This is a genomic window from Paenibacillus sp. P13VS, assembly GCF_015143645.1.
GTDB classification, from domain to species: domain Bacteria; phylum Bacillota; class Bacilli; order Paenibacillales; family Paenibacillaceae; genus Paenibacillus; species Paenibacillus xylanilyticus_A.
In genome coordinates this window covers 13869-27903 of record NZ_WYEV01000008.1, presented here as the reverse complement: position 1 = coordinate 27903, position 14035 = coordinate 13869, and the positions used below count along the sequence as shown (strand labels likewise).

Annotated in this window: 13 protein-coding genes; 4 read left to right on the top strand and 9 right to left on the bottom strand. The window is 47.0% G+C overall.

The window, feature by feature from the left end; genetic code table 11:
* Positions 1-181 precede the first annotated feature (181 nt).
* Complete coding sequence (locus GUA98_RS20170; protein WP_415753046.1) at positions 182-1240, top strand: M23 family metallopeptidase; 1059 nt, start codon at positions 182-184, stop codon at positions 1238-1240.
* A 76-nt stretch (positions 1241-1316) separates the two neighbouring features.
* Here GUA98_RS20170 and yunB read toward each other — a convergent pair whose 3' ends face one another.
* The 4 genes from yunB to zwf all read right to left on the bottom strand — a co-directional run bounded on the left by yunB (position 1317) and on the right by zwf (position 5902).
* Positions 1317-2195 carry a sporulation protein YunB gene (gene yunB / locus GUA98_RS20165; protein WP_193724208.1) on the bottom strand — a complete coding sequence of 293 codons (879 nt, stop codon included), beginning with the start codon at positions 2193-2195 and terminating at the stop codon, positions 1317-1319.
* A 258-nt stretch (positions 2196-2453) separates the two neighbouring features.
* Positions 2454-3098, bottom strand: a complete 645-nt coding sequence (gene fsa, locus GUA98_RS20160; protein ID WP_154896431.1) for a fructose-6-phosphate aldolase — start codon at positions 3096-3098, stop codon at positions 2454-2456.
* Positions 3099-3184: 86 nt separating this feature from the next.
* Complete coding sequence (gene gnd / locus GUA98_RS20155) at positions 3185-4078, bottom strand: phosphogluconate dehydrogenase (NAD(+)-dependent, decarboxylating) (protein ID WP_193724207.1); 894 nt, start codon at positions 4076-4078, stop codon at positions 3185-3187.
* A 369-nt stretch (positions 4079-4447) separates the two neighbouring features.
* Positions 4448-5902 carry a glucose-6-phosphate dehydrogenase gene (zwf, locus tag GUA98_RS20150; protein ID WP_193724206.1) on the bottom strand — a complete coding sequence of 485 codons (1455 nt, stop codon included), beginning with the start codon at positions 5900-5902 and terminating at the stop codon, positions 4448-4450.
* A gap of 416 nt (positions 5903-6318) precedes the next feature.
* On the opposite strand from zwf, the gene GUA98_RS20145 reads away from it, so the two are divergent.
* Complete coding sequence (locus GUA98_RS20145) at positions 6319-6639, top strand: winged helix-turn-helix transcriptional regulator (RefSeq protein WP_095292196.1); 321 nt, start codon at positions 6319-6321, stop codon at positions 6637-6639.
* A 338-nt stretch (positions 6640-6977) separates the two neighbouring features.
* On the opposite strand, the gene GUA98_RS20140 is transcribed toward GUA98_RS20145, so the two are convergent.
* On the bottom strand, positions 6978-8138 hold the full coding sequence (locus tag GUA98_RS20140) for a Gfo/Idh/MocA family protein (RefSeq protein WP_193724205.1): 1161 nt from the start codon (positions 8136-8138) through the stop codon (positions 6978-6980).
* Positions 8139-8257: 119 nt separating this feature from the next.
* On the opposite strand from GUA98_RS20140, the gene GUA98_RS20135 reads away from it, so the two are divergent.
* On the top strand, positions 8258-9127 hold the full coding sequence (locus GUA98_RS20135; protein ID WP_193724325.1) for a helix-turn-helix domain-containing protein: 870 nt from the start codon (positions 8258-8260) through the stop codon (positions 9125-9127).
* Positions 9128-9478: 351 nt separating this feature from the next.
* Here GUA98_RS20135 and GUA98_RS20130 read toward each other — a convergent pair whose 3' ends face one another.
* Positions 9479-10267 carry a TrmH family RNA methyltransferase gene (locus GUA98_RS20130; RefSeq protein ID WP_193724204.1) on the bottom strand — a complete coding sequence of 263 codons (789 nt, stop codon included), beginning with the start codon at positions 10265-10267 and terminating at the stop codon, positions 9479-9481.
* Between the two features lie 52 nt (positions 10268-10319).
* Entirely contained in the window at positions 10320-10982 is a 663-nt protein-coding gene (locus GUA98_RS20125) for a potassium channel family protein (protein ID WP_127538885.1), read from the bottom strand.
* 167 nt (positions 10983-11149) lie between these two features.
* Here GUA98_RS20125 and sspI point away from each other — a divergent pair, with 167 nt between their 5' ends.
* Positions 11150-11383: a small acid-soluble spore protein SspI gene (gene sspI, locus GUA98_RS20120; protein WP_095292206.1), complete on the top strand. Its 234-nt coding sequence runs from the start codon at positions 11150-11152 to the stop codon at positions 11381-11383.
* 196 nt (positions 11384-11579) lie between these two features.
* On the opposite strand, the gene GUA98_RS20115 is transcribed toward sspI, so the two are convergent.
* Both GUA98_RS20115 and GUA98_RS20110 read right to left on the bottom strand, forming a co-directional pair.
* On the bottom strand, positions 11580-13160 hold the full coding sequence (locus tag GUA98_RS20115; protein WP_153979920.1) for a peptide chain release factor 3: 1581 nt from the start codon (positions 13158-13160) through the stop codon (positions 11580-11582).
* Positions 13161-13504: 344 nt separating this feature from the next.
* Complete coding sequence (locus GUA98_RS20110; protein ID WP_153979921.1) at positions 13505-13903, bottom strand: DoxX family protein; 399 nt, start codon at positions 13901-13903, stop codon at positions 13505-13507.
* Between the last annotated feature and the right edge of the window lie 132 nt (positions 13904-14035).

Sequence of the window (14035 nt, the reverse complement as noted above, 5' to 3'; positions counted from 1 at the left end):
AACATATTATACCATGAAAGCCTTGGAAAAACCCCCATTTGTCACATCTTGTGCAATCCACCCTTACACGGATAAAATAAGGGCTTTTGAAGAACGCTAGGTTATAGCTTGGTTCACCGGGCACGCTTGTGCATCATCTCAATGGAAAGGGGGCTGCTTCCCTGTGCAAAATCGCAACAAAATGCGCTTCACTCACTCTTTTTGGATGAAAACCCTACTTGCAGGCACATTGCTTCTCCCATTCTTGCCTGTTGATGTTCATGGTGAATCCTCGGCTGCGCCATCCAAAATGGAACCTGCCGAAATGAAACCAGCGGAGATTTTAAAAGCACGCCGAAGTTTATATGAGAGCATTGAACAAATAACCGGCATTCCCTGGTTCAGACTCGCAGCTATCGACCAATATGAACGAACTCTGACGCGTGCTCATCCCAAAGACCGCAAGCACCCGGAGCGGCTGACCGGGATTTTCATGACATCTCCCGCCTGGAGAGGCTGGCTTAACCCGGATGAGACGGATCAACAGCCGGGCTCCATCGTTTTTTTTAATGGATACGGTCGTGATGGATCGGGAGACGGACTGGCGGATGCCAACAACGACTTGGATGTGCTGTACAGTATGGCGAACGTCATCCAGAGATTCGGAGCCCGTCAGGATGACTTCAGCATTGCCCTGTGGGAGTATTATCATAATACCCGGGCTGTTCAGCGCATTCAGCAGTTTGCGAAATTATATGAGCATTTTGACAGCATCGATTTATTCACCCATGCGTTTCCTGTTCCGCTCGGCACCAATTATTCCTATCGCAGCACATGGGGGACCAAACGCAGCTGGGGCGGTTATCGTATCCACGAGGGAACAGACATTTTCGCACCCCACGGGCTTCCCGTGCGCAGCACCTGTTACGGCGTCGTTGAGATTAAGGGTTGGAATCCCTTTGGCGGCTGGCGGATTGGTATCCGTGATTTGAACAACCACTATCACTATTACGCTCATCTATCCGGTTTTGATAAGAATGCCCACATAGGTGAGGTCGTTACCCCCGGTCAAGTTTTGGGCTGGGTAGGCAGCTCCGGTTATGGCAAACCAGGTACACAGGGGAAATTCCCTCCCCATTTGCATTACGGAATCTACCGGGATACCGGACTGACGGAATGGTCGTTTGACCCTTATCCGCTTTTGAAGCATTGGGAACGGGAAGAACGCGAGCAGAAGAAAGCCAAGGCGAAAAGCAAATAAAAAAACGGGACCTCTTAGGAGAGGATCCCGTTTTTTGTTGATTGAACGTCTTTAGTTCGATTCAACTCATTTCAATTCAATGATTCACGTCTGTCTCAAGCGGTAGTCCACCATTTTCTCCTGTAAGATCAGGATCAGGCTCAAGCTCCAGCTCATCTCCCTGCATATGACCGCCTGGTGTCTGCTGCTGATTCTGACCGGAAGGGTTCGGTGTCACGCCAGTACCACCGGATACGCCAGCCTGGCCTGATGGTAATGCAATGGATGGTGCACTGCTGCCGTTACTGCCTACCGGCTTGCCCTGATTGTCGTAGTAATACATGGGCACATCCCCGACCACGAGCAGGTAGGATATTGGTATTTCGGTATCTACCGTCTCTGGCTCCATATCAAAGGGAACCACCACGGCCACTTCGGCAATAATATGAATGTATACCTCTACTAGGATCATGTTAATTCCGGCATTCTGCTGCCTGGTGTTCAGATCAACCTTCACAGCCCCCTGCGGCTCAATACGAACGGGAATATTCGGACCAAAGGATGCCAGGACCGGGCTACCCAGAGCCTGGCCGAGGGGGATTTTCTCTTTTAACATATGCACGTTCTGTAACGTGGACTGCACAATGTTCATCGTACTTGCCGTAATGCGCATGTGCTCATCATAGTTTAGCATGAAACCGGACACTTTACCGGCAGTATCGGTTTTCCAGTCAATCAGCCCTTCGGTCGATTTACCTTCCGCCACCTGGGCCGTTATGGCCTTGTTGATCGCTTCCGTAGCAATCTGCTTTACCCGTATTTTGGCCAAATGCATAATTGGAGGCTTCATTTTTTTATCGACATACGCAAAGCCCTGCATCAGGCAAAATACCGCTACCAGTAAAATAATCAGCCACATCTTGCGTTTGCCGCTCGGCGGCTTCCGTCGTCTTCGGCTCCGCCATCTTTTTCTCATCGGGTGTCCCCCTCTCCCTGCGGGATGAGCTCTAGGGTTATATGTTATCCATATGCACCGTTGTCCTGAAAAAGAAGGACAGCACCCCTGTGACAGCGACAACATCCGTTTATTAAATGGGCGGTTCGCTCAGAGTGGCCAGCTATTCTTTTTTCTTCATAATAAAAAAAGCCCTCACCTGCAGATTCCTCTGCAAGGTGAAGGCTTTGATTCATTTATGCCATATGCTTTATAACAATGCATAAATCTTTCGCAACATTATTTAGGAACAGTTTCCCAATCCTTCAGGAAGCGCTCGATGCCACTATCTGTCAGTGGATGTTTCCACAATGTTGGCAGGAGCGATCCAGGAATCGTCGCAATGTGCGCACCGGAAAGGGCGGCATCTTCAACATGTTTGATATTGCGGATGCTTGCTGCAATGATCTCGGACGGCATATCGTACGTATCCAGGATAAGACGCAGATCACGAATCAGCTTCATGCCATCCACTGCAATATCATCCAGACGGCCAACGAATGGGCTGATGTAAGTCGCTCCTGCTTTTGCCGCCATCAGGCCTTGTGCTGCCGAGAAGATCAGCGTTACATTGGTTTTAATTCCTTTTTGCGTAAGCTCATGACAAGCATACAGCCCTTCTTCGGTCATCGGTAGTTTAATGACTACATTCGGTGCCCATTCAGCAATTTCATAAGCTTCCTTCAACATATCTTCGGCTTTGAGACCGACAACTTCAGCACTGACCGGGCCTTTGACAACGCCACAGATCTCCTGAATCACTTCTTTAAATACTCGGCCTTCTTTGGCAATCAAAGACGGGTTCGTCGTGACTCCATCCACCAGACCAAGACGTTCAATCCGTTTGATTTCCTCAACATTCCCTGTATCCAAGAAAAATTTCATGATATGTTCCCTCCACTTGATGAATTTATAAACACGATGATATTCATTACCCGAACAACCTTATATGTTAACAGTTATATATGAACTTATTTTTTTTCTACAGCGTGGCCGCCAAATTCGTTACGCAGTGCTGCTACCACTTTACCTGTAAATGTATCTGTCTCCAGGGAACGATAACGCATCAGCAAGGACAAAGCGATAACTGGTGTAGCAGTTTGCAGGTCAAATGCGGTTTCCACAGTCCAGCGTCCTTCACCGGAAGAGTGCATTACACCTTTGATTTCATCGAGGTTCGCATCTTTGGAGAATGCACGCTCAGTCAGCTCCATCAGCCAAGAACGAATAACGGAACCGTTGTTCCATACGCGAGCCACTTTTTCGAAGTCGAAGTCGAAGTCACTTTTCTCAAGTACGTCAAAACCTTCACCGATGGATGCCATCATACCGTACTCGATACCGTTGTGCACCATTTTGAGGAAGTGACCGCTACCCGCTTTACCTGCATACAGATAACCGTTCTCTACTGCAGTGTCTTTGAATGCCGGCTCAACGATTGCCCAAGCTTCAGGGTCTCCACCGATCATGTAACATGCACCGTTACGCGCGCCTTCCATACCACCGGAAGTACCTGCATCCATGTAGTGGATACCGGATGGTTTCAATTCCTCGTAACGACGGATCGACTCTTTGTAGTGGGAGTTACCTGCTTCAATAATGATATCGCCTTTGGAGAGCAGCGGGCTTACTTCAGCCAGTACCGCATCAACCACATTGTGAGGAACCATGATCCACAGTACACGTGGAGATTCCAGAGATTCAACCATTTCTTTATAAGAAGAAACGCCTTTTGCTCCGTATTCTTTCATTTCGTTAACTGCTTCAGCATTCAAGTCAAAAGCAACCACTTCATGCTTGTGATCAATCAGGTTTCTGCCCAGGTTCAATCCCATTTTGCCCAATCCAATAAGTCCAAGTTTCATGATAAATCCTCCTGTTATGAACAATTATTAATGCATTTTTTTCATACTGTATCCAACATGCTTGCATTCTGCGGTAACCGTTCCGGTTACGGATCGTTCTTCCGATCGCTGTTGTATCCTAATTTCTTAATTCCACTATATATAGTTGAAATTTGGATACAAAGGCGAAGTATTTGCTTCTGGAGTAGCTTTCTTTCAGAAAGCTTTTAGCTTCGCTTCTGCAGAATCGATTCCGTCACCTGCACTACACCGCTTAAAACAAACCATGTTCAGCAACATCTATATCAAAAATTTTTACGGCCTTCCGGCCATTGGCCGGAAGGACTTATGCAAAATTGGAACGGTATAATCAGTTAGCCTTAAATATGTTTACCACCAACGATAGCCATCTTCTGCAATCAAACGATCTGCGGAATCAGGTCCTTGCGATCCTGCGCTGTACGTATCCAGCGGTACACTGCCATCTTGGAAGGCTTCCAGAATCGGTTGTACCCACTGCCATGCCAGCTCCACTTCGTTCCAGTGAGCGAAGAAGGTGGAATCTCCACGCATAGCGTCAAAGATCAGGTTTTCGTAAGCTTCCGGAATGTTCCGTTTGCCTGAAGCAAATGTCATGTTGATTGGCTCCACTTCACCATGGTTCAATGGGTTCTTCGCATTCAATTGAAGCGAGATGCTTTCCCCTGGACCAATTTCAATCGTCAGCAGGTTAGGCTCGGTCGTAATTTCGGATTCATGACCTGTTTTGAGGGGCGCCTTAAACTCAACTACGATGCGTGTGGATTTCTCAGCCAGTCGTTTACCTGTACGAATGTAGAATGGAACATCGCTCCAGAATGGATCATCGATCCACAATCTCGCCGCAACATACGTATCGTTCTGGGAACCAGCCGGGATACCAGGCTCGTCCAGATAGCCGACAACGGATTTCCCTTGCAGCTCGCCTGCGCTGTATTGAGCACGTACCACCTCAGAAGCGATGTTTTCTTTGGTCAGTGGTCGAAGTGCTTCAGCAATTTTTTGCTTTTTAAACTGAATTTCTTGCGGTGTGCAGCGTTTTGGCAAATGCAGGGCAATCATCATCAGCAATTGAAGCATATGATTCTGGAACATATCGCGAACGGCACCACTTTGGTCGTAATACGCAGCACGTTCTTCAACACCAACTGTTTCACTAGCCGTGATTTGTACATTGGCAATGTAACGGTTGGACCACAATGCCTGAATAACCGGGTTGGCATACGTCAGGGTTTCAATATTTTGCACCATCGGTTTGCCAAGGAAATGGTCAATGCGATAAATTTCTTCCTCAGCAAAGGTATTGCTGAGTTTCTCATTCAGTTCACGTGCAGATTGCAGATCGTGTCCGAATGGTTTTTCAATAATCAGCTTCTTCCAGCCTTTGGTGTTACCTAAGCCGCTTTCCTGAATATTCAGTGCGATTGGCTCAAAGAATTCTGGTGCAACCGACATGTAGAACATGCGATTTTCCGGAATGCTCAGTTCCTGTTCACGCTGCTCGACGATTTTCAGCAATTTCGTGTAATCTTCAAGCTTCGTATTGTTCAGTGAACAATAACGGAAAGCCCCAATGAAATCACGTACCTGGGATTCTTCTTCAGGCGTTTGCCGTGAGAATTCATGCAGTGACTTTTCGACATTCGCCTGGAAGTCAGCATCCGACAATTCACGCCGTCCAAGACCGATAACGGAGAAGGATTTCGGCATTTTTTGATCAATGTACAAGTTATATAATGCAGGGTAAATCTTGCGTTTGGCTAAATCGCCTGTTGCCCCGAACAGGACAAATGTCATTGCGTCCATTGGAGTGCCTCCTGTGATCTGTGCAGTATAGTATATGATGGTGCAAAATGTTCAAATCCAAGCATGACAAAAGACGGAATAAGTGGGTGCGTGACCCGCCTTGCCTCCGTTTATATACCATACCCGAATTTAACCATGGAACATTCCTTCTCTCCACAACCTTAAACCAAGGTTATAAATTGTAACCATTTGAATTAACGTTACCCATATTACACCTGTCGTCACAATTCGTCAACAATCATGTCTAACGTGTGAACACCAGTGTTTACAGGGTTTTTGTTTATTGTTAACGCTTTATGTGGTAAGATTATAAACAATTGGTATGTGATATTTTATACATAACGCTTGTAGACATCCAGGTTACAATAAGTATACTAGTGCTATAATAAGCATAACTAATTCAAAGGAGTACAATTATGAGCGATGATGAGAATGCCAAGCAAATATGCGAAAAGGTGGAACAGTCTTATCAGATCATTGGCCGGAAGTGGGTTGCCCTCATTATTCATGCGTTGATGGAAGAGCCCAAACGATTCAGTGAAATTCACGCTTATATCCCTGACTTGAGCAAACGCGTACTGAATGAACGAATGAAAGAACTGGAGGAAGAAGGTCTGGTCGTGCGCCATGTGGTTACAGAGCGACCAGTTCGGACAGAATATATGTTGTCCCGCAAAGGGACGGAGCTGGGAAGGGCATTAAGTGCCGTGGAGCGATGGGCGGACAAATGGCTGTAATACTATTACACTAATTGGTTCAACCCCTCAATAACGTTCCCTTACGATTGCAAATACGTTTCCCTTTTTCGTGAGGAGAGTGGCAGGTAACCGGATTATTTTGGGTTAAATCCCTACAAAAGCACAGTAAATCTTGCAGTAAAAGTTACATTACATGTCATCTCGGTTGTTCCAATATGTAGGATAGGATTGTCCAAGGGAGTGTAGTTAGTCCAATTATCGTCCATTTATATGATAAATTTGATAACATATATGCGTGAGATTGTGGTCTAGCAAAAAAGATGCCGCCTCATTTTTATCTTGAGACATTGGCATCTTTTTGTTATACATTCCTTTAATCATTTTGACTCCAACTGGGTCCCCAGCGTAATGCTCAGATCCTCGAAGTTCTCCACTGCCGTCTTCTTTTCATAAAAGTGCACCGCATGCTGCATTATACCTTCGCGTGTGTAGAACGCATCGCCTGATTCCAGAGGAAAGGTAACTTTCTCCCCCGTACTCGCGGACTTATATATGCCTACAATCAGTTCAAGTGTATTCCGCCCACTCCGTCCATCCACCAAAAGCGGTGATCCGATCTCGATGGCGTTTAGCACATTCTCGACCTGACCGGCGTGACCGACGTGAAGGACATCCGGCAATGCGTCAGCCTTCTGCTGTATCTGCTGTTCCAGCTCCGGATTTGGCTCTGGAAATCCATTACTACGTGCCGTTGAGGCAACCACTTTCCACGGTGCAGATACCCGGGCTTCTTTTCCCTGAAAAATTAACTGCTGCTCCTCTCCGTGATGTACAACGGAACTCGTGATCATGCCGAGTGCCCCTTCACGGAACCGAAGCATGGCCATCGACACATCTTCCACTTCCGCATTATCATGCGACGTATTAGCCATCATGGCCTGCAGCTCCACGGGTGGACCCATCATCCAGAGCATGGCATCAATATGATGTACGGCATGATTAAGCGTACAGCCACCGCCCTCCTTTTCCCAAGTACCGCGCCACCACAGATCATAATAGTTATGACCCCGCCACCAGAATGAATCCACCTGAACGTGTACGATCGGGCCCATCAGCTTACTGTCCAGCACCCCCTTAAGCTTCATCATCGGTGTAGTGAACCGATTCTGTGCCACGACCGACAGAAGTTTCCCGCTCTGTTCAGCTGCTTTCAGCATCTGGTCTGCTTCTTCCAGTGAGGAAGCCATCGGTTTTTCCACCAGCACGTTAGCACCGGCAAGTAAAAAGTCACACGTAATGGAAGCATGTGTATACGGCGGAGTACAGACAGAGACCACATCAATATTCTGGCTCAGCAATTCTTTATAATCCGCTACTGCCTGTGCATTCTCCAGTCCATGTTCATTAATTCGTTTCTGTGCTTTCTCAGGGTACATATCAACCACAGCTACAATCTGACATCGATCGGGAAAGGTCAAATAGGCTGAGATATGTGCTCCACTAATTGCTCCAGCTCCAATAATCGCTACCTTTAACATCTGAACATACCTCCCTTGTTCCCTTCACAATACACAATTATTAAGCGCTTTTATGCGTGTATCTTGTGTTAAAATAAAAGGATCTTGTGCTCATGTTGAGGGAGGAATAGGCATTGTCCATGTTAGACAAGGAGCAATTCGATCTGGCTTGCCGACGTACATCCACCACGACTTTTCGTGAAATATTTCATGCCCATGCCCAAATGGAAGTGACCTACATTCATGATGGGTATGGCCAGTTAATTACGGAAGGACAAGCTTTTCCGCTTAAACCGGGTACACTGATGATTTTCCGTCCTTTTCAGCTGCATCAGGTACAGATTCAGGTTACGGATGAGCATCCTTTTGTCCGTAGTGTACTTATGTATGATCTGGATGTGCTGAAGGAAACCTGGCGTCATTTTACAGCTACTCATCATTTTGTACAGGAGCTTCTGGCACAACCTTCACCTATTACACCTTTCACTCTTCCTTCTTCTTCCATGCTGGTGCAATTCATGGAACAGTTCGCGCAGATTCATCCCAACGGACTCCATGGAGAAAAAGAAGAGGAGGCTGCCCGGCTCTTTTTACTGAACCTGCTCGTACAGATTCAATACATATGGGAAGAAGACAAACATGCCCTCTCCCAATCCGTGCGTCCAACCTTCAACAGTCTCCTTCATCCTCACGCTGAAGCCATCATGAAGTGGATTGAGGAACATTACCATGAACCCTTTCAACTCAAAGATCTCGCTGCAGAACTGCACATGTCTCTTTATCATCTGTCTCATGTATTCAAAAAGGCCACGGGAACGACCATTGTCGCCTATACTCAAGCTACCCGTATTCGTCATGCTTGCGTATTACTTGCCCGTAATTCATACAGCGTGCCAGAAATTGGTCATCGTGTAGGCATGTCCACGCCTTCCTACTTCTGCAAAGTATTCCGTTCCGTTACCGGTACAACTCCGCATCAATATCGGCTGAACGTACAGGGGAGGGCATGAATTCAGAAACACCAAAAAAAGCGAAGGAACATGTCCTCCGCCTTCACTCACTCATTTTCAACAATATTTTGTATCCAAATCATATTAGAATGTCAGAGTAAGGTTACACGCAGCGTTCAGATTCTTCCCACTATTCTCTATCACTGGATTCCCTAATTTCAAGTTCCAGCTTCTCCAGGTAGCTATAGAGCTTCTTCTCTCTAATCCAATTCATTATTCTGATCGGTCGATTAACTTTCTATTTCAAAAGAAAAAAGCTTATCCCTATCTCTCACAAAAGTAGGAATAAGCTTAATTTGTTTTTCTTAAATCCTTGTCCTATATCGTACTTAATATTTACCTATCTATAAACTAAACCATCCGCTGTCTCATCGCTTCAAACATCAGAATCGTCGCGGCCATTGCGGCATTCAACGATTCAGCTTGTCCCTGCATCGGGATCGTAATCGCATCATCCACAAGCCTTGCCGTAGACTCAGATATCCCCTTGCCTTCATTGCCGATCACTAGCCAAACGGATTGAGTAAAATCATAGCTATAACATGAATACTCTGCTTGCAAAGAGGTACTTACGAGCTTCACGCCTGCTGCTTTCGCTTGCGGAAGGATAGATTCGAGCTGCCCTTCCACAATGGGTAAATGAAACAATGATCCCATCGTTGAACGAATCGTCTTTGGATTATACACATCGGCAGAGCCTGCACCTAGCACCACACCGGCTGCTCCAGCTGCATCAGCACTGCGGATGATCGTTCCCACATTCCCCGGGTCCTGCACCCCATCCAGCACCACAACAAGCCCTTGCTCTCCAGAGAGCAGACTTTCCAGCGGCTCACGACCTTTACGTACAATGGCAAAAACAGGCTGCGGTGTCATCGTATCCGTACATTTGGTAATCACAGCAGGCGATACGCTGATCCATTCTATACGTTGAAGGGGTCCTTCGAGGCCAGCCAGTTCTGTAGGTACTCCTTGCTCGCCATCGTAAACGATGCATTCCAGATCAGCCTGTGCACGCAGCGCTTCCTGAACCAGGTGAATGCCTTCAATGATGTATTTATGCTGACGGGTACGGTGCTTCTTCTCCAGCAGCTGTGCCCATTCCTTCACACGTGTATTTTGCGGTGATACGATATCCATCTTTCCATCCTTCCCGTCTGCCGTTCAATTTACTCCGGGTGACTCCGAGACATCACTTCGGATAGGCGAGCTCCATTTTCGTCAAATGGTCCTTGTGGCCCACTATGATCAATACATCCCCAGCTTCAATCCGATCTTCCGCATACGGAGAGATATTCATGGAATTCCCGCTGCGAATCGCCATGACGTTACAACCGAAGCGTGCACGAATGTTGAGCTCCAACAGGTTTTTGCCGATCATCTGCTCGGAGGCTCTCATCTCCAATATGCTGTAATCTTCAGACAGCTCAATGTAATCCAGTATGTTCGGAGAGGTCAAATGATGGGCTACACGCAGCCCCATATCCCGCTCAGGGTAGATGACCTTGTCTGCTCCAATCTTTTGCAGCACTTTACCGTGCAGCTCATTCTGTGCCTTGACGATTAGAACCGGAACACCCATATCTTTCAAAATCAGGGTCGTCAAAATGCTCGCCTGAATATCTTCACCGATTGCCACAACGACAACGTCGAAATTTCGTATGCCCAGCGCACGCAGCGCTTCTTCATCTGTTGAATCTGCCGATACAGCATGAGTCACCACATTGGACATTTCCTGAGTCCGCTGCTCGTCCGCATCAATTGCCAGTACGTCGAATCCCATACCACTCAGCGCATTGGCCACACTTGATCCGAACCGCCCCATGCCAATTACGGCATACTGTTTCTTAGCCATTAGGGTCTTAACCTCCCGCTGCACTTCAGCTCTTGCGCATCCTTTCAGATGTCAATGCTTACTTAAATATCCTTCGTAGTATACCACAAAGCCGGATAAACTTGAATGCGCTCACGCTTCCCAGGGAACAGTATAGGAGCAGCCGAATATACGAGGAGGGAATTGCGATGCCAATTACATTAAGCCTGCGTGAAGCGATTGTTCATAAAGTTCATGACAAGAGTGATGATCAGCTCCGGGAGATGATTGAAGGTTCTGTCGATGGACCGGAAGCCGCATTGCCCGGACTTGGCGCCATTTTCGAAATGATCTGGAAGAACACTGATTCTGCGAAGCAGGATGAGTTGATTCAAGTCGCGCAGGAGCATCTGCACACCATCCCCGTTCAACCGCTTCGCTAATCGAGGTATTGAAAGGGATCGGTAACCGTCATCACGTTTGTTCTGCCTGCAAAAGAAAGCTTTCCCTTATCCGGCTGGATCATACCTGCCATCGAAGTAAGGTGCAAAGCAACAGATCCCCCCGCCAGAAGGCGGAGGGATCTTTACCGTTGCTGTATTAATGCCATTATTATAATGGCTTCATATTAAGCTAAACTTATGGAGCTGTCTCAAGGAATTGGGCAGTCGGGTTTTTGTCCATTGCTGTTCTCATCGCATACTCATTCTCGAACAGGACAACGTAATTCCCCTTTTTATCCTTCACCAGGGTTGAGTTAATCCGGAATTTGCTCGGATCCAGATTCTCATCCACGATCCAGCGAGCAAACTGATAAGGCATACGCTGCAGCTGTACATCTACCCCATACTCGCCTTTCATCCGGTATTCGAATACCTCAAACTGGAGCTGACCTACAACACCAAGCAGTGTTTCATCGAAACTCACCGTGTTGAACACCTGGATTGTTCCTTCTTCCGTCAACTGGTCGATACCCTTTTGGTACTGTTTATGTTTCAATGCATTTTTGACCGTTACTTTGGCAAAAATCTCTGGCGAGAAGGTTGGCATTTCATCAAATACAACCTCACTTCCCTGACTAAGCGAATCGCCAATCCGGAAAATACCCGGGTCAAATAATCCGATGATATCGCCAGCATATGCCTCTTCTACGATATCCCGGTCCTGAGCCAGGAATTGCTGTGGTTGGGACAGCTTAATCTCTTTCCCCACACGGTTATGCTTAACGCTCATCCCCCGTTGGAATTTACCAGACACGATCCGCAGGAACGCGATACGGTCGCGGTGTGCCGGGTTCATGTTTGCCTGGATTTTGAATACATATCCGCTGAATTTCTCATTCGTCGGTTCGATCTCACCCGCGGTACTGTGACGCGGCTCCGGCTTAGGAGCGAGCTGCAGGAAGTTCTCCAGGAATGTCTGCACACCGAAGTTGTTGATGGCACTGCCGAAGAATACCGGAGTCAGCTCACCACGCTGTACCTTCTCCATGTCGAATGGATCTCCCGCTACATCCAGAAGCTCCAGATCCTGACACAGCTGATCATGAAGATATTCTCCCGCCATCTCACGGATAATCGGATCTTCGTAGCCGTCTACTTTTTGCACTTTAATCGTAGAGTGGTCGTCCCCTTGGAACAATTCCACCTGGTTTTTCATCCGGTCATACACGCCGCACAGATCGCGTCCTGTACCAATCGGCCAGTTCATCGGTACGGAGCGAATACCCAGTACGTTTTCGAGCTCTTCCATCAGATCAAACGGGCTTTGTCCTTCACGGTCCAGCTTGTTGATGAATGTGAAGATCGGAATGCCGCGCTTCGCACAAACCTGGAACAGCTTGATGGTTTGTGCCTCGACACCTTTGGCCACGTCAATCAGCATGACTGCACTATCTGCAGCTGTCAGTGTACGATAGGTATCTTCACTGAAGTCCTGGTGACCCGGAGTATCCAGAATGTTTACACGATGACCCAGATAATCGAACTGCATCACGGAAGATGTAACCGAGATCCCCCGCTGTTTCTCGATTTCCATCCAGTCACTTGTAGCGTGCTTGCTTGCTTTCCGCGCTTTGACCGTACCGGCGAGACGAATCGCGCCCCCGAACAGCAACAGCTTCTCGGTCAATGTGGTTTTACCCGCATCCGGGTGAGAGATAATGGCAAACGTCCGGCGTTTGTCCACTTCCTGTTGAAGAATGTTATCTGCTTTGCTCATAGGTTCTATCCCTTTCATCCGTTCATTCAACGTTAATTACCGGCCTGGCCGGTCTAATCTCAATCTTTTATGCAATCCGGCAATACCGGTTGATTGTTTTCTTCGATTTTTGCACATTAGGTTTAATTTTACACATTTACAACGGAGTTCATCCTCCCTATTCCTGTGCTGCTTTAACAAACCGTTAACCTGCTTCTTACCCAACTCTCCTATTGTACCATAATCTTTACCGAAAATAACCGATTACCTGCAAAGGATTCTTCACTTTTCCAATCACAAAAAAAGAGCACCTTTCAACCAATAAAATGGCATCCAGGTACTCCTAATTCACGTTCCTAGCTTACTTAGAAAATCAATGCATCAAGTGCGTACTGTCCTCCACCGATCAGAGCCAACGCCACACCGATCACCAGGATCGCGAGATTATACTCAAAACCGTTTTGTGTAGACCAGTATCCATTTGCACCATGAACTTTTACAATCGCAATCAACATGGTCAGTGCAATCAGAATGCCACCTACTGGAGTCAGCAGACCCAGAGCCAGCAGCAAGCCGCCACCGAATTCCGCCAAACCTGCCAGCAGTGCAACAAGTGCGCCCGGCTTCATCCCCATGGACTCAAACCATCCGCCTGTACCCTTGATCCCATAACCCCCGAACCAACCAAACAACTTCTGTGCACCATGAGCCATAAACGACAAACCGATCACCAAACGAATCAACAAAAGTCCTACATCCAACATGTCCTTTTCCTCCATTCAAATAGTTACAAAATAGTATTCTTAGATTAAAGATATTATGCTAAAATGTTCCTTCATGAATGTGTTCGTAACCCCTTCACCTGGTTCAAATTTCATCTCATGAATAATCTATCG

What these genes read in the sequence shown, in the direction of transcription:
- GUA98_RS20170 (WP_415753046.1), top strand. Translation starts at nt 182, where the DNA reads ATGCGCTTCACTCACTCTTTTTGGATGAAAACCCTACTTGCAGGCACA.
- yunB (WP_193724208.1), bottom strand. Translation starts at nt 2,195, where the DNA reads ATGAGAAAAAGATGGCGGAGCCGAAGACGACGGAAGCCGCCGAGCGGC.
- fsa (WP_154896431.1), bottom strand. Translation starts at nt 3,098, where the DNA reads ATGAAATTTTTCTTGGATACAGGGAATGTTGAGGAAATCAAACGGATT.
- gnd (WP_193724207.1), bottom strand. Translation starts at nt 4,078, where the DNA reads ATGAAACTTGGACTTATTGGATTGGGCAAAATGGGATTGAACCTGGGC.
- zwf (WP_193724206.1), bottom strand. Translation starts at nt 5,902, where the DNA reads ATGGACGCAATGACATTTGTCCTGTTCGGGGCAACAGGCGATTTAGCC.
- GUA98_RS20145 (WP_095292196.1), top strand. Translation starts at nt 6,319, where the DNA reads ATGAGCGATGATGAGAATGCCAAGCAAATATGCGAAAAGGTGGAACAG.
- GUA98_RS20140 (WP_193724205.1), bottom strand. Translation starts at nt 8,138, where the DNA reads ATGTTAAAGGTAGCGATTATTGGAGCTGGAGCAATTAGTGGAGCACAT.
- GUA98_RS20135 (WP_193724325.1), top strand. Translation starts at nt 8,258, where the DNA reads ATGTTAGACAAGGAGCAATTCGATCTGGCTTGCCGACGTACATCCACC.
- GUA98_RS20130 (WP_193724204.1), bottom strand. Translation starts at nt 10,267, where the DNA reads ATGGATATCGTATCACCGCAAAATACACGTGTGAAGGAATGGGCACAG.
- GUA98_RS20125 (WP_127538885.1), bottom strand. Translation starts at nt 10,982, where the DNA reads ATGGCTAAGAAACAGTATGCCGTAATTGGCATGGGGCGGTTCGGATCA.
- sspI (WP_095292206.1), top strand. Translation starts at nt 11,150, where the DNA reads ATGCCAATTACATTAAGCCTGCGTGAAGCGATTGTTCATAAAGTTCAT.
- GUA98_RS20115 (WP_153979920.1), bottom strand. Translation starts at nt 13,160, where the DNA reads ATGAGCAAAGCAGATAACATTCTTCAACAGGAAGTGGACAAACGCCGG.
- GUA98_RS20110 (WP_153979921.1), bottom strand. Translation starts at nt 13,903, where the DNA reads ATGTTGGATGTAGGACTTTTGTTGATTCGTTTGGTGATCGGTTTGTCG.